This window comes from Pseudomonas sp. NFACC43 (genome assembly GCF_900119645.1).
In the GTDB taxonomy this organism is placed as follows: domain Bacteria; phylum Pseudomonadota; class Gammaproteobacteria; order Pseudomonadales; family Pseudomonadaceae; genus Aquipseudomonas.
The window spans coordinates 245,961-265,428 of record NZ_FPKK01000003.1 but is presented as its reverse complement, the minus strand read 5'-3'; the positions used below and the strand labels follow the sequence as shown (position 1 = coordinate 265,428).

General features: G+C 63.4%; 18 protein-coding genes. 4 read left to right on the top strand and 14 right to left on the bottom strand.

The window, feature by feature from the left end:
- The 3 genes from BT179_RS08080 to BT179_RS08070 all read left to right on the top strand — a co-directional run bounded on the left by BT179_RS08080 (position 1) and on the right by BT179_RS08070 (position 2,922).
- Positions 1-801, top strand: a complete 801-nt coding sequence (locus tag BT179_RS08080; RefSeq protein WP_072392338.1) for a carbohydrate ABC transporter permease — start codon at positions 1-3, stop codon at positions 799-801.
- Positions 802-811: 10 nt separating this feature from the next.
- Positions 812-1,084, top strand: coding sequence for a DUF2160 domain-containing protein (locus tag BT179_RS08075; protein WP_072392341.1), 273 nt, complete (start codon positions 812-814; stop codon positions 1,082-1,084).
- A gap of 95 nt (positions 1,085-1,179) precedes the next feature.
- Positions 1,180-2,922, top strand: a complete 1,743-nt coding sequence (locus BT179_RS08070; RefSeq protein ID WP_072392344.1) for an ABC transporter substrate-binding protein — start codon at positions 1,180-1,182, stop codon at positions 2,920-2,922.
- 99 nt (positions 2,923-3,021) lie between these two features.
- Here BT179_RS08070 and BT179_RS08065 read toward each other — a convergent pair whose 3' ends face one another.
- A complete protein-coding gene (locus BT179_RS08065) occupies positions 3,022-3,963 on the bottom strand; it encodes an alpha/beta hydrolase (RefSeq protein WP_072430675.1) in 942 nt (313 codons plus the stop codon).
- Positions 3,964-4,156: 193 nt separating this feature from the next.
- Here BT179_RS08065 and BT179_RS08060 point away from each other — a divergent pair, with 193 nt between their 5' ends.
- Entirely contained in the window at positions 4,157-4,384 is a 228-nt protein-coding gene (locus BT179_RS08060) for a hypothetical protein (RefSeq protein ID WP_072392350.1), read from the top strand.
- Positions 4,385-4,545: 161 nt separating this feature from the next.
- On the opposite strand, the gene BT179_RS08055 is transcribed toward BT179_RS08060, so the two are convergent.
- From BT179_RS08055 to BT179_RS07995, 13 genes are all read right to left on the bottom strand, one after another.
- Positions 4,546-5,337: a carbohydrate deacetylase gene (locus BT179_RS08055; protein ID WP_072430674.1), complete on the bottom strand. Its 792-nt coding sequence runs from the start codon at positions 5,335-5,337 to the stop codon at positions 4,546-4,548.
- Positions 5,309-6,487, bottom strand: coding sequence for a GNAT family N-acetyltransferase (locus tag BT179_RS08050; protein WP_072392356.1), 1,179 nt, complete (start codon positions 6,485-6,487; stop codon positions 5,309-5,311). Before BT179_RS08050 ends, BT179_RS08055 begins: the two co-directional genes overlap by 29 nt.
- A 5-nt stretch (positions 6,488-6,492) precedes the next feature.
- Positions 6,493-7,182 carry an N-acetyltransferase gene (locus tag BT179_RS08045; protein WP_072392359.1) on the bottom strand — a complete coding sequence of 230 codons (690 nt, stop codon included), beginning with the start codon at positions 7,180-7,182 and terminating at the stop codon, positions 6,493-6,495.
- 81 nt (positions 7,183-7,263) lie between these two features.
- Positions 7,264-7,953, bottom strand: coding sequence for a GNAT family N-acetyltransferase (locus tag BT179_RS08040; RefSeq protein ID WP_072392362.1), 690 nt, complete (start codon positions 7,951-7,953; stop codon positions 7,264-7,266).
- Entirely contained in the window at positions 7,950-9,899 is a 1,950-nt protein-coding gene (locus BT179_RS08035; protein ID WP_072430729.1) for a hypothetical protein, read from the bottom strand. Before BT179_RS08035 ends, BT179_RS08040 begins: the two co-directional genes overlap by 4 nt.
- A 68-nt stretch (positions 9,900-9,967) precedes the next feature.
- Positions 9,968-11,272: a lipopolysaccharide biosynthesis protein gene (locus tag BT179_RS08030; protein ID WP_072392368.1), complete on the bottom strand. Its 1,305-nt coding sequence runs from the start codon at positions 11,270-11,272 to the stop codon at positions 9,968-9,970.
- Positions 11,269-12,273 (bottom strand): polysaccharide deacetylase family protein, encoded by a 1,005-nt coding sequence (locus tag BT179_RS08025; protein WP_072392371.1) that lies wholly within the window; start codon positions 12,271-12,273, stop codon positions 11,269-11,271. The genes BT179_RS08030 and BT179_RS08025 overlap by 4 nt, the downstream gene beginning before the upstream one ends.
- Before the next feature lie 12 nt (positions 12,274-12,285).
- The gene (locus tag BT179_RS08020) at positions 12,286-13,422 is read right to left on the bottom strand and encodes a glycosyltransferase (protein ID WP_072430673.1); all 1,137 of its coding nucleotides are present in this window, start codon (positions 13,420-13,422) and stop codon (positions 12,286-12,288) included.
- Positions 13,415-14,371 (bottom strand): glycosyltransferase, encoded by a 957-nt coding sequence (locus BT179_RS08015; RefSeq protein WP_072430672.1) that lies wholly within the window; start codon positions 14,369-14,371, stop codon positions 13,415-13,417. Before BT179_RS08015 ends, BT179_RS08020 begins: the two co-directional genes overlap by 8 nt.
- Positions 14,368-15,738, bottom strand: coding sequence for an O-antigen ligase family protein (locus BT179_RS08010; protein WP_072392382.1), 1,371 nt, complete (start codon positions 15,736-15,738; stop codon positions 14,368-14,370). Before BT179_RS08010 ends, BT179_RS08015 begins: the two co-directional genes overlap by 4 nt.
- Positions 15,735-16,838 carry a glycosyltransferase family 4 protein gene (locus BT179_RS08005; RefSeq protein ID WP_072392385.1) on the bottom strand — a complete coding sequence of 368 codons (1,104 nt, stop codon included), beginning with the start codon at positions 16,836-16,838 and terminating at the stop codon, positions 15,735-15,737. The genes BT179_RS08010 and BT179_RS08005 overlap by 4 nt, the downstream gene beginning before the upstream one ends.
- The gene (locus BT179_RS08000; protein WP_072392389.1) at positions 16,835-18,427 is read right to left on the bottom strand and encodes a GumC family protein; all 1,593 of its coding nucleotides are present in this window, start codon (positions 18,425-18,427) and stop codon (positions 16,835-16,837) included. The genes BT179_RS08005 and BT179_RS08000 overlap by 4 nt, the downstream gene beginning before the upstream one ends.
- Positions 18,428-18,444: 17 nt before the next feature.
- Positions 18,445-19,467: a polysaccharide biosynthesis/export family protein gene (locus BT179_RS07995; RefSeq protein WP_072392392.1), complete on the bottom strand. Its 1,023-nt coding sequence runs from the start codon at positions 19,465-19,467 to the stop codon at positions 18,445-18,447.
- Position 19,468: the final 1 nt, after the last annotated feature.

Here is a 19,468-nt window from a genome sequence, read left to right as displayed (position 1 = left end):
ATGAGCAAGAGAAAGCTGATTCCGTTGCTGATCTACATCCTGTTCCTGCTGGTGCCCATCTACTGGCTGCTGAACATGTCGTTCAAGAGCAATACCGAGATCCTCGGCAGCCTGACCCTGTGGCCCCAGGATTTCACCTTCCACAACTACAAGGTGATCTTCACCGACCCGAGCTGGTACACCGGTTACCTGAACTCGCTGTACTACGTCAGCCTCAACACGGTGATTTCCCTGTGCGTGGCCCTGCCGGCGGCCTATGCGTTTTCCCGCTACCGCTTCCTGGGGGACAAGCACCTGTTCTTCTGGCTGCTCACCAACCGCATGGCACCACCGGCGGTGTTCCTGTTGCCGTTCTTCCAGTTGTACTCGTCCATCGGACTGTTCGACACCCATATCGCCGTGGCCCTGGCCCATTGCCTGTTCAACGTGCCGCTGGCGGTGTGGATCCTCGAAGGCTTCATGTCCGGGGTGCCGAAAGAAATCGACGAGACCGCCTACATTGACGGCTACAGTTTCCCCAAGTTCTTCGCCAAGATCTTCATCCCGTTGATCGGCTCCGGCATCGGCGTCACGGCGTTTTTTTGCTTCATGTTTTCCTGGGTCGAACTGTTGCTGGCCCGCACGCTCACCTCGGTGAATGCCAAGCCGATCGCGGCGGTGATGACCCGCACCGTGTCGGCCTCCGGCATCGACTGGGGCGTGCTGGCGGCGGCGGGGGTATTGACTATCCTGCCGGGCATGCTGGTGATCTGGTTCGTTCGCAACCACGTGGCCAAGGGCTTTGCCCTGGGCCGGGTCTGAGGAGTCGATGATGGAATGGATGAACTGGACCGTCCCTACGGCGGCCTTCTTTGGCGTCATTGCCCTGTTGCTGGCGGGCATGACCACGTGGGAAATGCGTTCGCCGAGTATTCCTCGGCGAGGTTTCCTGCCGATTGCCACCACCCGTGGCGATCGGTTGTTTATCGGTCTTCTCGGTAGCGCCTACCTGCACCTGCTGGTGATCGGCGCGACCGACTGGAGCATCTGGATAGCGTTCGCGTTGTCTTTGGTGTGGCTGTTGGCAGTGATGCGGTGGGGCTAAGTGGCCTGTGTGGCTAATTCGTGCAGTCAGATTAACCGTACAGGCCACGTCGAAGGTTCGACGATCAGGCTCTTAAACCCAAACAGGAGGTCTCTATGTTCGATAAAAACAATAAGCTGCGACATAGCGTTTCATTGGCAGCCATGCTGGCACTCAGCGGGCTGAGCGCTGCGGCCTGGGCCGACGCCTATGAAGACGCCGCGAAAAAATGGATCGGCAGTGAATTCAAGCCGTCAACCCTGACAGCCGAGCAGCAACTTGAAGAGCTCAAGTGGTTCATCAAGGCGTCCGAGCCGTTTCGCGGCATGAAAATCAACGTGGTGTCGGAAACCATCGCCACCCACGAATATGAATCCAAGGTGCTGGCCAAGGCGTTCTCCGAAATCACGGGCATCCAGCTGACCCACGACCTGCTGCAGGAAGGCGACGTGGTGGAGAAGCTGCAGACCCAGATGCAGTCCGACAAGAACATCTACGACGGCTGGGTCAACGACTCCGACCTGATCGGTACGCACTTCCGCTACGGCAAGACCGAGTCGATCACCGACCTGATGGCCAACGAAGGCAAGAACTTCACCTCGCCGACCCTGGACCTCAAGGACTTTATCGGCATCTCCTTCACCACCGCGCCGGACGGCAAGCTCTATCAACTGCCCGACCAGCAGTTCGCCAACCTGTACTGGTTCCGCGCCGACTGGTTCGAGCGTCCGGACCTGAAGGCCAAGTTCAAGGAAAAGTACGGCTATGAGCTGGGCGTACCGGTGAACTGGTCGGCCTATGAGGACATCGCCAAGTTCTTCTCCGAGGACGTCAAGGAGATCGACGGCAAGCGCGTCTACGGCCACATGGACTACGGCAAGAAAGACCCGTCCCTGGGCTGGCGCTTCACCGATGCCTGGTTCTCCATGGCCGGCGGCGGCGACAAGGGACTGCCCAACGGCTTGCCGGTGGACGAGTGGGGCATTCGCGTCGAGAACTGCCATCCGGTGGGCTCCAGCGTGACCCGCGGCGGCGATACCAACGGGCCGGCGGCCGTGTTCGCCACCACCAAGTATGTGGACTGGATGAAGAAGTACGCACCACCGGAAGCGGCGGGCATGACCTTCTCCGAATCCGGCCCGGTGCCCTCCCAGGGCAACATCGCCCAGCAGATCTTCTGGTACACCGCCTTTACCGCCGACATGACCAAGCCGGGCCTGCCGGTGGTGAATGCCGATGGCACGCCGAAATGGCGCATGGCGCCGTCGCCACGCGGTCCGTACTGGGAAGAAGGCATGAAGCTGGGGTATCAGGACGTGGGTTCCTGGACCTTCATGAAGTCCACGCCTGAGAAACAGCGCCTGGCCGCCTGGCTCTATGCGCAGTTCGTGACGTCCAAGACGGTGTCGCTGAAGAAGACCATCGTTGGCCTGACGCCGATTCGCGAATCGGACATCAACTCCCAGGCGATGACCGACCTGGCGCCGAAACTCGGTGGCCTGGTGGAGTTCTACCGCAGCCCGGCCCGCGTGCAATGGTCGCCTACCGGGACCAACGTACCGGACTACCCACGCCTGGCACAGTTGTGGTGGAGCCATATCGCCGAAGCGGCCAGCGGCGAGAAAACCCCGCAACAGGCCCTCGACGGCCTGGCCAAGGACCAGGACGCGATCATGACGCGCCTGGAACGCTCCAAGGCCCAGGCCACCTGCGCACCGAAAATGAACCCCGAGCGCGACGCGCAATACTGGTTCGACCAGCCGGGCGCACCGAAGCCGAAACTGGCGAACGAGAAGCCTAAAGGCGAAACGGTGAGTTACACCGAACTGCTGAAATCCTGGGAGGCGGCACGCAAGTAAAACGGCATCGCCCATGAACGAACGGCACCGAAAGGTGCCGTTTCTGTTTGTGTGCCACAGGTTGGATGCAACGCCACAGACACCCCAAGTGGTCGTGGATCAACCCGCTTTGGCCGGGCTGGCCTGGGCGTTTCCGGCCACGGGCGACGGTGCGCTTTTGAGCAACGCATCCAGCGCCTGCCGGTACGTCCGGCCCGCCAGGCTCATGCTGTTGTTATGCGTGGCGCCCGGTACCAACAGCAGACGCTTGGGTTCGCGGGCGGCGTTGAACAATTGTTCGCTGAAGCGTGGCGGCACGTAGCGGTCGGCAGCGCCGTGGACCACCAGCAGCGGCATATTGATCTCGCCGATCTTGTCGATGGAGTCGAATTTCTGCGACAGCAGCCAGCGCACCGGCAGGGAGGTGTTCGCCATGGCGGTGGCGACATCCCCCAGGGACGTGAAGGTCGATTCGATCACCAGGCCTCGAGCGGGCACCGGTTTGCCATGTCTTGCCGCCTCCTGACCCAGTTCCGCGGCAAGATCCACCGCGACGGCGCCACCCAGGGAATGGCCGTAGATCAGCCGCAGGGCCGGGTCGGGTTGCAACACCTCGAGACGCTCCCAGGCGATTCTTGCATCTTCGTAGACGCTGGCTTCGCAGGGCAGGTCCCCCTGGCTTTTGCCGAAGCCACGGTAGTCGATCGCCAGAACCGAATAGCCCAGCGCCCGCAATTGCTGGATGCGCAACAGCTGCCCGGTCAGGTTCCAGCGCACGCCGTGCAGGTACAGGATCGCCGGTGCGTCCCGGCGCTCGGCCGGCCACCACCAGCCGTGGATATTTTCCCCGGCCTTGAAGTTCCTGGGCTTGAGATCGAATTCCTGGACACCGCTGGGCAGGCCGCTGAACCAGCTCGCCGTGCCCGGTTCGATGCGGAACACCAGTTCGCGCTCCTTGTGCTGCAACACCCCACAGCCCACCGGTAGCCCGACCACCATCGCGGCCATGAAAAACCAGGCCAGCCAGCGTTGCCTGAGGCGAGAGAGTAAGGATGAAGGCATCGGCGCGATTCGCTACTCGGAACGGAAACTTGCCTTTTAGCAGATTCCTGGGAGGGCCCGCAGGGATTTCGGACGGTTTGCCCATGGTGAGGGAATCTGCCGCGCCAGCCTGTCTCAGGAGGCAACCCGATCGAACTCTCGCCGTTTCGCCCCACTCGAAACTCAATACTCACCCATATCGAGGAACGATGCCATGACGAGCGAGCATTCCAAGGGGCAGGCCCAGGCCGGCAACGCTGCGCCAGCGAAGGACGCTACCGGCGAGCCGGTGGATGTGGTGGAGCGCGATATTCGCCACCCCGATCCGACCACCGACAAGGTGGATAAGACGATCACCCCCAAATCTATCAAGAGCCACGAGCAGGATGCCGAGAAATTGCGGGACAAAGCCACGGACGTGGAGAAAAAGCTCAACCGATAACCGGGTCGTCAATTTTTTCAATCAGCTTATGAACGACACCGCCTCAGGGTTCGGAACGTGTGCACCGGGTATCTCAACGGCAAGGGCGCGATGCCTGAGAGTCTTGTGAGACGGGCGTAGCTCGATCTCACAAGATAAAGGCTTTCATACCAGAGGTGTCATTACGCATCCTCAAGCTGGACGGGTTCGAGCATTCGTTCAGTTTTGCCATACCCCACCTTGGGCACCCCCGCCAGGCGCTGATGCAGTATCTTGCTCAATGAGCAACCAGGAGGCAGGTAGCTATCGCCGAAGTCCCCTTTCAGCTGCGTCGGATGAGTGATCACTTCCAACAAACCGTATTGCGGTGCCGCGGTGTGTTGCAAGTCGGCCGACGTGCAGACGTAGTCAGCCGTCGCGCCGCATAGACGACGCAGGCGGCGGTTGAGCAGGGTCTTGAAGATACGCTTGGCTACATTCAGGTTCGCCCCAACGTTGCGTGCCAGGCGAATGGGCACACCTTGCTGCGCAGCGAAGCGCGCAACCAGTTCGCCGATGGGCCAGATGTTGTGTACATGCTGATGAGAGTCCAGGTGGCTTGGACGCAAACCGTGATCCAGGCAGTGCTGCCATTGCGCCTGAAGTTCGCCCTCGATTGCCGCCAGGTCTTTCGAGCCCAGGCGCAGGCAATAGCGCGACAGGCTGAAATCGAACTGGCCGTGCGCATCGCAAAATGCCCGACGCGATTTTATGGCCTGGCTCAACGGCCACCCATGGCTGAGATTGAAATGCAGGCCGACGCGTCCTTTGAGGCGCGGCCGTCGGGACAGGACACACGCCTGTTTGAAGCCCGGCATATTGGCCATTATGGTGGCGGAACTGATGAGACCTGCTTCGAAGGCTCGAACGATTATCATGTTTTCACTGACGCACAGTCCGAAGTCGTCAGCGTTGATGATCACTTGGCGCGGCATGGGGAATCTCCTTTTCCTTGGGGATAGAAGGTGAATCTGTCGCTTTGGTTTTTTGTGGTGCTTTTTTACGAAGCCAGGGTTTAAGACTTTTCCAGAGACGCAAGGCAAGCCCGAGGACCAGGCCATCGGGTTGCCAGGAATAAAAACTCCAACGCCAATGCTCCAGTTGTCCGGTCATGCGTTCGTGCAATTGATGACTGGAGTTATCGAGACTGACCCGTGACGCATCGATCCACCGCCAGTTTTCCTCCAGTCCCCAGCGGATCCATTCCTCAAGCAATACCCGGCCACTGCCCAAGTCCGAATGCTGCGGCAGGAACGCCAGGTTGTAGTCGTACAGTCGACCTTGATCCAACAGACCGAGGCGATAGCTGATGCACTCGCCATCCAGCTCCAGCATCACTACCCGTACCAGGCCCTGGGCGGCGAGGGCGGTAAAGGCGTGGTTCATCCATTGCCGACGCATGGCGTCAGCGAAGATGCCGACACCTTCCTCGCCTTTCCAGCTGGCGGCCTCGACATCGGCAAGTGCCCGCAGCACCTGTCCCATGCTGATAGCATCCGGGGTCACTCGGCGGATCTGGGCACCGCAGGCGGCGATTCGCTTGCGCGCCCGGCGCAACTTGTAGCGTGGATCACCGGAAATTTCCTGATGATCGCTGTCGCTGATCAGGTGCACCGGCACCCGGCAACTCAGGCGCCGCTCGCCCGTGGAGCTCATGGCCATCCAGGCACTGAGCACGCTTTCTTCCCCGACCGGTTCGGTCAGCTCATTGAATTGCAGCAGTGCGTGGGGCAGGTGCTGGCGAATCTGCGTCAACGCCTGTGCCATGCCTTCGGCATCCAGGCGCACCAGCAGCGCGATGCGGTCGGCCAATGGATAACCCAGGTGGCGCAGTACCCGGAAGCGCAACCCGCCGATACGCTCAAGTCCTGATATCAGGGGCAGGCAAAGGCACAAGGTCTGATCCTGCCAGCCCAGCAGCACATGTAATTGCTGCTCGGGCGACAAGGCGAACTCCGCCGCTTGCAGCCAGGCCAGGGTATTGAACGGTGTCGCGTCGGCCACCCGGGTTCGCAGCTGTTCATAAGCTGTCGCGGGAAAATCCTCTGCGCCCAGGGAGCTACACCATTGGAACCGGATCGCCATGGAAGTCAGGCCGCCGCAGTGGATGCAACCGGCTTGGCCGGTTTGCGAAAAGAGTCGAGGAGCGAGCCGGTGTAGAACGTGTCACGGAAAAACCGCCAGCGGCCGAACAAGCAATACATGTGAGTGATCTGGCCGCGCTCCTGATAGTCCATGCGCAGATGCAGCTTGGCGGCTGGAACGTTGCTCAGTTCGAAGACATCGACCACTTTGTTGCAACCCTGCTCGGCCATGGCTTTCCACAGATCCAGCTGGATATCCACCGATAGCAGGGTCCCCCAGTAAGCGCGGTACAGCTCACCGCCGAACTCGAAGAACTCGCCCGGTCTGACCGGGAACCAGCAGCGAAAGAAATGGCGGTCGAAATAGTCCCGTGTACTGCCCCAGATGAAAGCGACGACGTCGTCCTTGTCGTCCAGATACATGAGCCCGGTATGGCCTTCGGCAGCCAGTTCGCGCATGGTCTCGACGCGGTCGCCAAAGTACGTGGCGAAGGCATCGGCATTGCCGGTGGTAATGTTCTCCCGGCGCAGCGGCGCATAGGGCCTGAGGTTATTGGGCCGTATCGGACTGACCAGATCGCGTTCCATCCACACCAACTGTTCGTGGAAATACACGTAGTGTCTGCACAGCTGATTCAGAACGGCGCGCAGACCTTTTTTGCGAATGCGATCACGCAGTTTTTGCAGAACGTTCATGGTGCCTCCTGGCGTGGGGCGGGTTGGGGATAAACCCCCTCGCGAGCATGCTCGCGAGGGGAGGTTGAAGCGTCATGGACATCAGGCCGGCGCTGTCGACGCAAGCGGCTGGGCCGGTTTGCGAAAGGCATCCAGTGCCGAGCCGCGGTAGAACGTGTCGCGGAAAAACCGCCAGCGACCGAACAGGCGATACACGTGGGTGATCTTGCCGCGTTCCTGGAAGCCCATGCGCAGGTGCATCTTGATCGCCGGGATATTTTGCAAGTCGCAGACATCGACCATCGTCTGGCAACCTTTGCCTGCCATGACCTTCCACATCTCCAGCTGCATGTCCGCCGACATACTGGAGCCCCAGTAGGCGCGGATCATCTCGCCACCGAACTGAAAGTATTCGCCAGGCTTGATCGGGAAGTTGCAGCGATAGAAATGGCGGTCGAAATAGTCTCGCGTACTGCCCCAGGCGAAACCCACGGTGTCGCCCTGAGCATCCAGGTACATCAAGCCCGTATAGCCTTCGGTTGCCAGCTCGCGCATGGTCTCGACGCGGTCGCCGAAGTGCCGGGCAAAAGCATCGGCATTGCTGGTCGTGATGAATTCCAGGCGCATTGGCGGGTAGGGCTTGAGGTGATGCGGGGGCAGTGGGGTTCGCACATCGTGCTCCAGCCACACCAGTCGGGTGTGGAAAAACACGTAGCGCCTGAACAGTTGTTTGAGGACGGCGCGCAGGCCTTTTTTCCGAATGCCATCACGTAATGCTTGCAGAACGCTCATGGTGCCTCCTGACGGGTGGCGGGTTGGGGGAAAGAGAGGGCGGTCCAGCCCAGGGCAAACACCGTTTCTGCTGGCAGGAGAAAACGGGTCTGCCCGGCCTCGCAGTTGAACGGGGCGCTACGGCTTTGGTTGTCGGGGCCGAAATACATCAGTTCGGCTTTCGCCTGGGGACAGGGCCCGCCGTCCAGGCTGACCTGTTGTGGGCGCGTGCTTTTGTTCACGCCCAGCAGGCTGCGCCTCGCGTCGGTGGCCATGGCCAGCACGTCGACTTCGAAGGCGTCGTTATCCAGGCGTAGCACCTGGCTGAGCCAATGCTGTTGGATGAACTGCTGGGCCAGCCCCACCGGCTTGAGTTCGAAGCGCTGGCTGTCCAGCACCCGGACCATGCCCTTGGGGTACTCGGGTTCGTCGGCGAGCATGAACCAGTTGAGCATGTCCAGCCAGCCGTCGGCCGAGGCGTTGACCACCACGGAGGTCCACCACAGGGCGGCGTAATGGGTTTGCTGCTCATAGGGGCTAAGGCTCGAGCCGCTGGACATGTTGGTCTGGTCCAGCAACAAGGCTTTGCGCGGGCGCCCCTGGCTATCCAATCCCACCAGGCGGGCGGCCTGACGAACGCTGTCGCGATAGGCCCGAGTTGCCAGCAGGTCGCGGATCATCCATTCGTGCCAGGCCAGGGCATCTACCTGGTCGCCGTGCTTATCCAGCAAGCGTCGCGCCCAGTCGATGCCACGCTTGTCGGCAGCGTTCTCGGCCAACGGACCGTTGGTGAAACGTGAGCTGGCCGGTATGGCGATACGAACCCCGGCGCGTGCGTTGGCAGGATCGGCGCGGACCTGAGCCGCCATGCTCTGGAAAACCTGCTGGAAGCTGGTGAAGTCCGGGTAGTTCAGGTTCGGCTCATCGGCAAAGCTGATGTAATGGATGCCTTTGCCGCCCAGGGCGCGGGTCGCGGTGAGCCAGGCTTGCAAGCCGCTGTGGCTGGTCCGGTCGGCCTGCAGGTCGGCCCGACGTTGGCTCCCGGCCAACAAGGTGATGTCCCGGTCGATGCCGAAGCGATCCTGATACAGGCGCCGGAATGCGTCTTCATGACTTGCCCTGGCCGCCATGACATCGACCAGGCTGTAGAAGGAAGCCGCTCGGGGTTTGATCGCATCGAGCAGGGGGTAGCTGGACGGCGGCGGCAACACATAGGGCAAATACACGCCCAGCCTCGGGGTTGGGCCGAGCGTCTCGTGGTACAGCATCAGGTGGGTCAGGCCCGGATCCTGGCGCAGCGGCTGCAGGTGCGCCGGGTTCTGGGCGAACAGGTTGGCGCTGCCGTCCAGCCAGAATGCCACCTTGCCATTGCCCTCCAGGCGCAGGCGCCAGATCTGCTCGACGTCGGCAACGGGCAGCGCCAGCTGGTCGAACTGCCAATAGGCGGGGTGCGGCTTGAGGTTGAGCTCAAGCTGCTTGCCGTCGGTGACGCGTCGGGCCTGCAGGCTGCGCACGCCATTGTGGTACTTGCCCGCCAGTACGGCCCGCTCGCCGGGCGCGACCTTGAAATACAGCTCATCGCCATCGTGGGTTTCGGCGCTGAAGTGCACCTTGGCCGGCGCGAACAACGCCCGGGTGCGCGCATCGTGCTCGACGCTGTAGCGACGGAAACTGTAGCCGGGAATCTCCAGGCGGTAACTGGCGTCGGCGGGCGGCAGTGGCCACGTTTGCTCGCCACGGGGCTGGGCCGGCTCCACCTGGCGTTCACCCACCAGGCGACCCTGGCCATCCAGCAGGAACAGGTGTTCGGTATTGGCGTCGGCCTGCCAGGCCGGTACCCAGCGCACGACCAGCTGGTCCGGCCGGTCGGTCTGCAGGTACAGGCTGCCGTCGCGGATACCGGTCCATTGCATGGATGCGCCCTGGGCCAGAAGAGCCAGGCTCCAGAGGCATGGAGCCAGAGCCATTCTCCAGCAGAGCCGGACCGGTCCCTTCGCGAGCCAGCTCGCGATGGCGGCTGGACTGACGATCACCTTCATGCCGATTTCCCCAGCAGCATCTGCCGCATCGGCAACAGGTCACTGGGCAGGATGATCAGCGTCTGCCACCACGGCACGCCGCTGAGACGGCAATACATCGTCAGCAGGGCCAGGGTCACACCCAGATACGCGATGGAGGAGGCGGCGGCCGCGCCGACAATGCCATAGCGTGGAATCAGCAGCAGGTTCAACGCCAGGTTCAACAGCGCGCCGGCGCCCATCAGCCACGACACCAGGCCGGGGCGGTCCTTGCCCAGCAGGTCCAGGCGCAGGATGCTGGCGTAGCACAACCCGAACAGCCCCGGCAGCAACGCCAGCAAGGCCGGGTAGGCAGGCTGGTAGGCGATGCCGAACAGTGTGACGATCAGCCACTGGCCGATCAGCGCCATGCCCAGGCACGCACCGAGCATGACCGTGGCGGTCAGGCGCAGGGCCAGGGGGGTCAGGCGTTGCATGTCCCTGTCCTGTTGCAACAGGCGTTTCATCAACGGCGTAGTGACCGCTTCCGGCACGATCAGCAACAGTTCGGCGGCGGCGCTGGCCATGGCGTAGTGACCCAGGGCCGTACTGCCCAGCAGGGCACCGATAAACAGGAAGTCCGAGCGTAGGATTATCTGCTGGAACAGCAGGTCCGGGTGACTGCGGGCGCCGTAGAGCAGCAGCTCGCCCTGGCCGCTGCGATCCCAGCGCAACGACAGGTCGTGATCGCGTCGCAGCCACATCCAACCGGCCAGCACCACCAGGCTCAGGCCCGCGAGCCAGCTGATCAGCGCCGCCTCCAGGGCGGCATCCTTCCACAGCCAGAACAGCGCCAGGAACAGCAGCAACGGCGCCAGGGATTCGATCAGCCGCAAGGCATTGAAGGCCCCCACGCCGCCGGAGGCATTGTGCAGGGTCAGCAGGCCGCTCTTGAGCACCGTCAGGGGCACGGCCAGCAACAGCAGCCAGGCCAGCAGCCCCAGCTGCGTAGTGATGTCCAGTTCGCTGCCGAACTCCCGCGCCAATGCCACCACCAGCAACGTCAGCAGCCCGGCCATCAGGCAGCCGAAGATCAGCACCTGGCTGAGCAGCAGCCCCATGGAGCGTTGCTGGGCCGCCTGATAGCCCACGGCACTGTTCAGGCCGCCGCTGGTGACGGCGCTGATCAGGTCCGGCAGGGTGCTGAGCAGGGCGAACAACCCGCGTTCGCTGGGCCCCAGGATCCGGGCCAGCAATACGTTGCGCAGCAGGCGCAGGCCGATCATCGCCAGGCGCGTGCCCATGCTCAGGAGCAGGTGCTTGAGGTAATGGGCGCGGCTCATGGGCGTGCTCCGCGGCGGATGCGCCAGGCCAGCAATTCGGGGTGTTGGGCGTTGCGCTGGCTGACACCGAAACGCGGCAGGTTCAGAGGATCGCCGTCGCTGCGATACAGCCCGGTCTCGGTGCCCAGGGCGAACGCAAAGCCATGGGCCGCTACCTGCCGGCGCACGCGTTCGTCGTGATCGCCGTTGGGGTAGCAATACACTGGCAGCGGTTGTGCGCAGCCATTTTCCAGCGCGATGCGGCTGCGGCTGAGCTCCTCATGCAGACGCTGGTCGTCCAGCGCAGTCAGGATCGCATGGCTGGCACCGTGAGGGCCGAAGCGGACCAGGCCGGAGTCTTCGAGCATGCGCACCTGGGTCCAGTCCAGCGCCTGGGGCTGGGCGCCACTGGGACAGGCCTGGTTGAGATCGCTCAACACCTGCGGGTCGAGGGTCTTGAGGCTTTGCAGGTAATGCAGCAGCGACAGGCTGCGACGCTCATCGTCCAGGTCATCGAGCATCACCGGCAACGGTCGGCCAGCCTGTTGCAATTGTTCGATCAACACATGCCGCGCCAACTGGCCATGGCTGCCCCACAGGGTTTCGCCAATGCTTTCCCACCAGAAGTGCTGGCGGCTGCCGATGAAGTCGGTGGACAGGAAAATGCTCGCCGGCACCTGGTACTGGCGCAGCAGGGGAAAGGCGTTCATGGCGTTGTCACGCCAGCCGTCGTCGAAGGTCAGGGCCACTCGCGGGCGGTCCGGGACGCTGGCGGGGTCGGCCAGCAGCAGGGTCATCAGCGGCACGCATTCGAAGTAGCGCTGCAGCCAGATCAGCAGGTGCTCGAAGGCTTCCGGTCCCACGCACAGTTCGTTGCGATGAGGCAGCTCGGCGGCGCGGTCGTTGCTCAGCACACGGTGCAGCATCAGGATGATGCCGGCGCCGCGCAACGGGCCACGTCCCAGGGACGTGTTCAGGTACAGCCAGCCGCCGGTGCGCTTGAAGACTTGTTTGATCGACATCGGCCATGCTCCTCAGCGGTTCTGCTCGGGATTCCATTGGCTGTAGCGCTGGCCGCGCAGGAACTGCCACAGGCCCAAGCTCATGCCCGTCATCGTCACCAGCACGAAAGCGGCCAGGCGAAACGGCCGGGGCAAGCGATGACGGCGGTCCAACAGGCCGACCAGCGCCATGGCATAGCCGAACAGTTGCCCGGCCAGGGTCAGGCGGTAGAACGGGTGGTCGTCCCACAGCCAGGCGTTGCTGAGCAAGAGCGGCAACAGCAATACCGGCGCCAGGCGGCGGATCAGTTTGTGGCTGATCAGGCCGACGGCGTAGAGCCCGTGACGCAGCGGGTTGAGCAACGCCCGGCGATGGGCCAGGCTCAGCAGGCCGCCGACGGTGACCCGCAGGCGCCGGCGAAACTGCTTGTCGGCCTCGTCCACACCCTGGTCGATCACCCGGGCCTGGGGCACGTAGACGATGGACTTGCCGGCCGCCGGGGCGCAGGTGCTGAGAAAGAAGTCATCGTTGACCTGCGCCGGGATCGGCTGGAACAACTCGCGACGCAGGGCCAGCAGGGCTCCGTCGGCCGACACCATGCAGTCGGTGCGGCTCTCTACCCGGCGCAGCCAGCCCTCGTAGTGCCGATACAGGCTGTCGCCCAGGCTCAGGCCCTTGCCCGGCACGGGGATCTCCATATGTCCGGCGCAGGCGCCGACTTCCGGATCGCCCAGGGGCGCCAGTAAATGGCCGAGGGTGTCGTGGGCCCATTGATTGTCCGCGTCGGTGAACACCAGGATCTCGCCACGGCTGTGGGCCACTCCGGTATTGAGGGCGGCGGCCTTGCCCAGGCGTGGCAGGTCGAGCACGCTGATGCGCGGGTCGACCACCTTGCGCGCGCAGGCCACCGTGTCATCGCTGGAGCCGTCGCTGGAGAGAATGATCTGCAGCGAACGGGCGTTGTAATCCTGGGCCAGCAAGGTGCGCAGTTTGTCTTCGATATGCCGCGCCTCGTTATGGGCGGCGATGACGATGCTGATGTCCATCGGCAGGGCCTTGCCGTAGCGCCGGACAGGAAACAAGGGCGACAGCAGGCTCAACATCAGGGGATAACCGAGGTAGGCGTACACCGGCAGCAACAGGCAGGCCCAGTAAATGAATTCAGCCACGGGCAGGTCTCCTGACAGTCCAATGACACAGGTTGAGCAGCAAGGCGGCGCCGGTCAGGTGCAGGCGCACACCATGCAGGGCCCACAATTGCAGGGTCAGTCGCGGGTCGCGTCGGCTCTGGCGCAGGCTGAGGATCAGGGCCGGCAATGACATCGCCAGCAGGATCAGCAGCGCCAGGCGCGGTTGGCCCTGCAGCAGCGCCACCAGGGCCAGGAAGTCCAGCCCCCAGGCGCCGATGGACAGCGCGGGGAAACGCAGCAGGCGCAGGCTCGGGCCATGGCTGCGCAGCAGTTGCAGATGACTGCCCTGGCGCCACAGTTCCTTGCTCATCCATTCGCGCCAACTGCCTTCATAGCCCCAATGCAGGGCCAGGCTATCGTTGACCAGCAACAGTCGCGCGCCGGCCTGGCGCAGGCGCAGGGAGAAATCCTTGTCCTCGCCGGTGCGCAGGGTTTCATCGAAACCACCCACCCGATCGAACCACGAGCGACGCATCAGCAGATTGGCGCTGGGCAGCCATTGCACCCGGTGCAGGGGGCGGGAATCGGCACGCTGGCTACGCCGTTGCCAGGCTTCGGCGAACCAGGGGGCCTGGCGCGGGGTGTCCAGGTCCAGGCCGAGCACATCGCCTTGGCCTTCCAGTTCCAGCATCAACGTGAGCCAGTCGGCCGGCATCTCGATGTCGGCGTCGATGAACGCCAGCCACTGGCCGCTCGCGAGCGCGGCCCCCCGGTTGCGCAGGGCGCCGATATGGACGCCGGGCACGATCAGCACACGCGCCCCCAGTTCGTTGGCGATGCGTGGCCCGTGGTCGTCGGAACCGTTGTCCACCACGATCAGCTCGCATTCCAGCTGTGCCTGGCGAGCGGCTTGCTGCGCCGCCAGCAAGGTGCGGCCGATGTGCCGCGCCTCGTTGTACATCGGGATCACGATGCTCACCCGGCTCATGCGCGAACCTCCTGGGGGGCGGTCTGCTCGGCGTCATGGCGCAGCACACTGGTGAGGGCGAGCATGATCCACAGCAGCTTGTGGTTCGGCGCGCTGAGGAACATCAGGAACAGTGCCAGCGACAGGAAGCTCATGCCCAGGTGGGTCAGCAGGTCCGCCTGCGCCCAATCCCGGCGACGCAACCAGAGCTGGCGGGCGCGCAGCAGGTTGTACAGGCCCAGGCCGAGCATGCCGACGAACATCAGCCCGCCGGGAATACCGATTTCGCTGAAGATCTCCAGATAGGTGTTGTGAGCCCGGCGGTACAGGTCGCTGAGCTTGCGGTTGGCCGAAAACGCCTTGGCGTAGCCGGTGGGGGCGTAGTGCAGGGGGAAGGTCCCGGGACCGGTGCCCAGCACGGGATTGTCCTGGATCATCCGACTGCCGACGACGATGTACGAGGCACGCCGGCCCAGGGATTCGTCCTGGTGGGCACGGGCGCCATTGCTCAGGATGCTCAGGGACTGGATGCGCGCTACATAGCCGTCCGGCATCACGGCAATCGCCACGGGAATCAGAAGGGCCAGCCCGAGCATGGCGAATCCCAGGTGCCGCGGGCGGATGCGCGGCAGTTGGGCGCGATAGTGATACAGGCCGATCATCAGGCTGAGCATCAACACAACCAGTCCGGAGCGTGACTCGGTCTTGGTCATGCCGCCCAGCAACAGGATGAAGCAGCCGCCCCAGAACAGTCGATGCAGCAGGTTCGGGCCGCGCACCACCAGCAGCAACGCCAGGGGGATGGTAAAGGCAATCAGCAGGGCGAAGGAGTTGGGGTCTTCCAGCAGCCCGGAGGCGCGGCCCTGCTCCTGGTACCGGGCCGAAAACATCGCCAGCACGCAGGTGGTGGTCACGCTCAGGGTCACCAGCCGGCAGAACAGGTCGAGGTTCAGTTCGCGACCGATCAGCAAGGTGATCACGAAGAGAATCAGGCCCACCCTCAACTCGCGAAAATGGGTCAGGGACAGGTCCATGTTCTGCGACAGCAACAGGCTCAGGCCATAGAGCATCATGAAGCCCACCAGAGGGCGCCAGATGTTGCTGCGCAGGCGGGTCCCGGGGATCTGGTGCAGGGCCAGCTGCAACATCAGGATCAGGATCAGCGCCACCCCAAGGAACTTGCTGCCGGAAAGGGAGTTTTCCTTGAACAGGCCTTCGAAGGGCACCAGCGCGGCAATGCCCAGCAAGCCCCAGGCGGGCTTGCGGTACAGCATGGCGACCCCCACCAGGCCCAGCACAGCGCCCGGCGCCAGGAACGGGTAGGGGCTGGCCAGCAATGCCAGGCACACCAGGCCCAGCAGGCTGACGAGCGAGAGCGGGACAATCATGGGCGAGCCTCCCTTGCCGTGCGGATATAGAGCTGCGACCAGCGTTCGGCCAGCGTGCGCAGGTCGTAGCGGTCCCGTTGGGTGCGGCGCGCGTTGTCGGCCAGGATCTGCGCCAGGCGCGGTTCGCTGAACAGGGTTTCGATCTGCCTGGCCAGTGCGGCGCTGTCGGCCGGCGTGGCGAGCAGGCCGTTGTGGCGGTCCTGCAACACGTCGGGGATGCCACCGACGCCGAACGCCACCACCGGCACGCCGGCCTGCATGGCTTCGAGCAGGATCATCGGCGTACCTTCGGTGCGCGAACTGATCACCAGGGCATCGAGGCGGCTCCACCAGGCATTCATGTCGGTCTGGTACCCCGGCAGCTCGATGCGCGTAGGCAATCCGGCATCGGTGATGCGCTTGAGCAGGGCCTGGCGTTCCGGGCCGTCGCCGAGCATCACGGCGTGCAACGACCCATGGCGCTGGCACAGCGGGATCATGGCGTCGAGGAACAGGTCCGGGCCTTTCTCACTGCTCAAGCGGCCGACGTAGCCCACTCGCCAGCGCTGCCCGTCGTCTCGGTGGGGCAAAAGCGTGGTGGTGGCCGGCAGGCCGTTGGGGATCACGTCGAGTTTTTCCGCCCGCACGCTGGCCTGGCGGTGCAGCGCGGCAATGCTTTCGGCCACGCAGACCACGCGCTTGACCGAGGCCGTACGGCACAGCTGCAAGCTCAACCAGGTATAGAAGCGCTGCTTGGGGCTGCGCGGCGTGAAGCCATGCTGCGTGATCACCAGCGGCAGGCGCAGCAGCGTGGCGGCCGCCCAGCCGAACAGCAGCCCTTTGAAGTTGTGGGTATTGAGCAGCGGTCGTTCGTGGCGCCGCTGGCGCAGGTGCCGCAACAGCTCGGCCCACGATCCACAGTGGTGGCAATCGACCCCGGCCTGGCGGAAGCGCGTGATCAAGGTCGGCGGCGCCGCCAGGAACAGCACCTGGTGCTGTCCCGGCGTGGCCAGGCAATGATCGAGCAGCATCCGCTCGGCCCCGTAGAAGCCGCCGCTGTCGAGCAAATGAATGATCGGCAGGGGGCTGCTGCGGTGGGACGGGCCGAACGGCGCGTTCAATTGCGCACCCAATGGACAAGGCTGGGCAGGCTCCAGTTGCGATGCGGGTTGACCGGCTCCGCAGATTGCTCGTTGATCACCAGCAGTACCGGCACCTCCAGTTGCTGGCTGATCTGCGCTGGATGCTTGAAGCGATGGTCGAAGAACTCACGCACGTAGACCAGGGCGATGGCCAGCAGCAGGCCGCTGAACAGGCCGAAGACGATGATCAGCATCGGCTTGGGAAAGGCCGCGGCCGTCGGTTCGAAGGGCGGGCTCAGCACCCGGGCGTTGGACAGGTCGTTGTCCAGCGAGCGGGCGGTGCTGGCTTCGGCGAACCGCTGGGCATAGGTTGAGAACGCCGCATGCAGGGCATTGATCTCGGTGTCCATCTGCCGCAGTTTGCTTTGGGCCTCCTGCAGTTGGTGGATACGCTCCTTGAAGGCGCCGATGCGTGCGACCTTCTGATCGATCACCGAACCGACCACCGCCAGGTCGGTGGTGCGTTCCTGGATCCGGTTGTTCACCACCTTTAGAAACTGCTGGCGGGTCCGGACGATCTGTTCGCGGGCCAGCAGCATCGGTTCGCTGCCGGGCTGGAAGATCGCCAGGTCATTCATGTAGCGGCTGACCTGACTGGTCAGTTGCTCGCCCAGTTGCTTGATCTCCCGGTCCTCGAACGCGATGTTGTCCACCGTGGTGGTGAACGTGAACGGGAAGGTGTAGTCGCTGAAGCGCGAACTGTTCGCCGAGGCCAGGCTGGCCTTGAGGTAGTCGAGCCAGCGCTGGCTTTGCAGCAGGCGGTCGCGGTACAGGTTCAAGGCCTGTTCTTCGGTGTTGATGGCATTCAGGCGGAAGGTGATTTCTTCCTTGGGATCGGACGAGCCGACGCCTTCCAGCAGCGCCAGTCGATGGCCTTCCAGGCCGTCGAGCCGCTGCTGGTACTGGGTTTTCTTCTGTTCGTAGAAGGTTTGCGGCAGTTCGATCGATTGCAGTTCCTGGCGCCCGGTGAGGTAGTTCTGCAGCAGCTGCGCCACGAAGCGCGTGCCCTGGGCCGGATCGCCGAAGCTGTAGACGATGGAGATCACGTTGGAGCCGGGCAGGGTCTCGATCTTCAGGTTTTCGATGGCCTCGTCGGTCAGGGTGTCGAGCACGGTATCGCGCACCGGGTCGACTTCCAGTCCCAGGCCATCGCGCAACGGGTTGATCACGTATTCACGCAGCGGCGTGGTGATATAGCGCTTGAGCGGGTCGCTCACCCACTTGTTGAGGATGCCGGGGCTGGGGGTGTACTCGCCCTGTTCGCGCAAGGTGGCGATGGTCTGCCGGATCAGCGCCGGAGAACGCAGGATATTGCTTTCGGTTTCCATGTCCGCCAGGGACGGTGGAATGAAGGTGGCGTTTTCCTGGTTCAGCGACGTGGTGGCGTCGCCCTGGGAGAGCTTTTTCGACTGGACGATCACCTGGGCGGTGATGTCGAAGCTCTGCTTGAGCATCAACGGCAGCACCAGGGCGATCACGGCGAAGATCAGGAAGACGCGCTTCACCCACTGCTTGTTGGCGAAGAAGATCCTGAAGAACTCGTGCAGATAGTTTTCCTTGGGGTTCATGATCGGTCACCTGAGATTCAGTTGTCGCTGCCTTTGTTGTCGACGCGGTAGCCGAAGCTGAACCCCACGCCCTGGAACAGCACCACATCGGCCAGTTGCCGGGCCAGCTCGCCGGCACTGGCAAGCTTGGTCTTGGGCACGAAGAGCATGTCTTCCGGCTGCAGGTAGGCGATCTGCGCCGCGTCGCCGCTCAAGGCTTTTTCCACGTCGTAGTGCCGGGCTTCGACCTGGTTGCCGTTACGGCGCATGATCACCACCGAGTCGAGCCGGGCCTTGACGTTCGTGCCACGGGCCAGGGTCAGCGCCTCGAGTACCGAGATCGGCCGGCGGATCGGATAGGAGCCGGGCTGCGCGACTTCACCCAGCACATAGATTTCGTTGCCGGCGGTGGACTTGAGCAGCACATCGACGGTCATGCGCCCGGGCAGCTTGGCGTAGCGCTCGTTGAGGAAGGCTTCCAGCTGGTTGACGGTCATGCCTTGCAACGGGATGGAGCCGATTTCCGGGAAGCTCGCATACCCGTCGCTGCCCACGGTGATTTCCCGGCTCATGCCGGTGCCCGGGTGCGTCAGAGTGTTCCTGAGGTTCGTCTCGCTGCTCAGTGGGCTGGTCACCAGCACCGTCAACTGGTTGCGGTTGGGCTGGAACAGCATTTTCTGATCATAGGCACGCTGCACCGTCAGGCGGGCTTCGTCGGTGGTCTGGCCGGCGATCTTCACCGAGGTGTTGGCCCCCGGCAGCTCGATGGTGCCGTCGGGCATCACCTGTTGCGTGCCGTTGAGCTGGCTGGCAGCAGTGAAGTTCAGCGCGACCTGGTCGCCGGGTTGCACCCGATAGGACTGGGGGCCGGTGGTGCTGATGTGGAAAATCACATCCAGCACGTCCTGGGGCCGCAGGGTCTTCTCCACCTTGGGCATGTCGGTGGCCTGGGCGTTGGCCGGTGCGGCCGTGAGGATCTGCACCGGCATGGTCATGTTTTCGTTATGGCTGGAGCAACCGGCAAGCGGCAGCAACAGCAGGACAAGCAGTCTGGCGTTCATC

Bases quoted from the DNA above. Each gene is read 5' to 3' on its own strand.
- BT179_RS08080 (WP_072392338.1), top strand. From the start codon at position 1: ATGAGCAAGAGAAAGCTGATTCCGTTGCTGATCTACATCCTGTTCCTG.
- BT179_RS08075 (WP_072392341.1), top strand. From the start codon at position 812: ATGGAATGGATGAACTGGACCGTCCCTACGGCGGCCTTCTTTGGCGTC.
- BT179_RS08070 (WP_072392344.1), top strand. From the start codon at position 1,180: ATGTTCGATAAAAACAATAAGCTGCGACATAGCGTTTCATTGGCAGCC.
- BT179_RS08065 (WP_072430675.1), bottom strand. From the start codon at position 3,963: ATGCCTTCATCCTTACTCTCTCGCCTCAGGCAACGCTGGCTGGCCTGG.
- BT179_RS08060 (WP_072392350.1), top strand. From the start codon at position 4,157: ATGACGAGCGAGCATTCCAAGGGGCAGGCCCAGGCCGGCAACGCTGCG.
- BT179_RS08055 (WP_072430674.1), bottom strand. From the start codon at position 5,337: ATGCCGCGCCAAGTGATCATCAACGCTGACGACTTCGGACTGTGCGTC.
- BT179_RS08050 (WP_072392356.1), bottom strand. From the start codon at position 6,487: ATGGCGATCCGGTTCCAATGGTGTAGCTCCCTGGGCGCAGAGGATTTT.
- BT179_RS08045 (WP_072392359.1), bottom strand. From the start codon at position 7,182: ATGAACGTTCTGCAAAAACTGCGTGATCGCATTCGCAAAAAAGGTCTG.
- BT179_RS08040 (WP_072392362.1), bottom strand. From the start codon at position 7,953: ATGAGCGTTCTGCAAGCATTACGTGATGGCATTCGGAAAAAAGGCCTG.
- BT179_RS08035 (WP_072430729.1), bottom strand. From the start codon at position 9,899: ATGGCTCTGGCTCCATGCCTCTGGAGCCTGGCTCTTCTGGCCCAGGGC.
- BT179_RS08030 (WP_072392368.1), bottom strand. From the start codon at position 11,272: ATGAGCCGCGCCCATTACCTCAAGCACCTGCTCCTGAGCATGGGCACG.
- BT179_RS08025 (WP_072392371.1), bottom strand. From the start codon at position 12,273: ATGTCGATCAAACAAGTCTTCAAGCGCACCGGCGGCTGGCTGTACCTG.
- BT179_RS08015 (WP_072430672.1), bottom strand. From the start codon at position 14,371: ATGAGCCGGGTGAGCATCGTGATCCCGATGTACAACGAGGCGCGGCAC.
- BT179_RS08010 (WP_072392382.1), bottom strand. From the start codon at position 15,738: ATGATTGTCCCGCTCTCGCTCGTCAGCCTGCTGGGCCTGGTGTGCCTG.
- BT179_RS08000 (WP_072392389.1), bottom strand. From the start codon at position 18,427: ATGAACCCCAAGGAAAACTATCTGCACGAGTTCTTCAGGATCTTCTTC.
- BT179_RS07995 (WP_072392392.1), bottom strand. From the start codon at position 19,467: ATGAACGCCAGACTGCTTGTCCTGCTGTTGCTGCCGCTTGCCGGTTGC.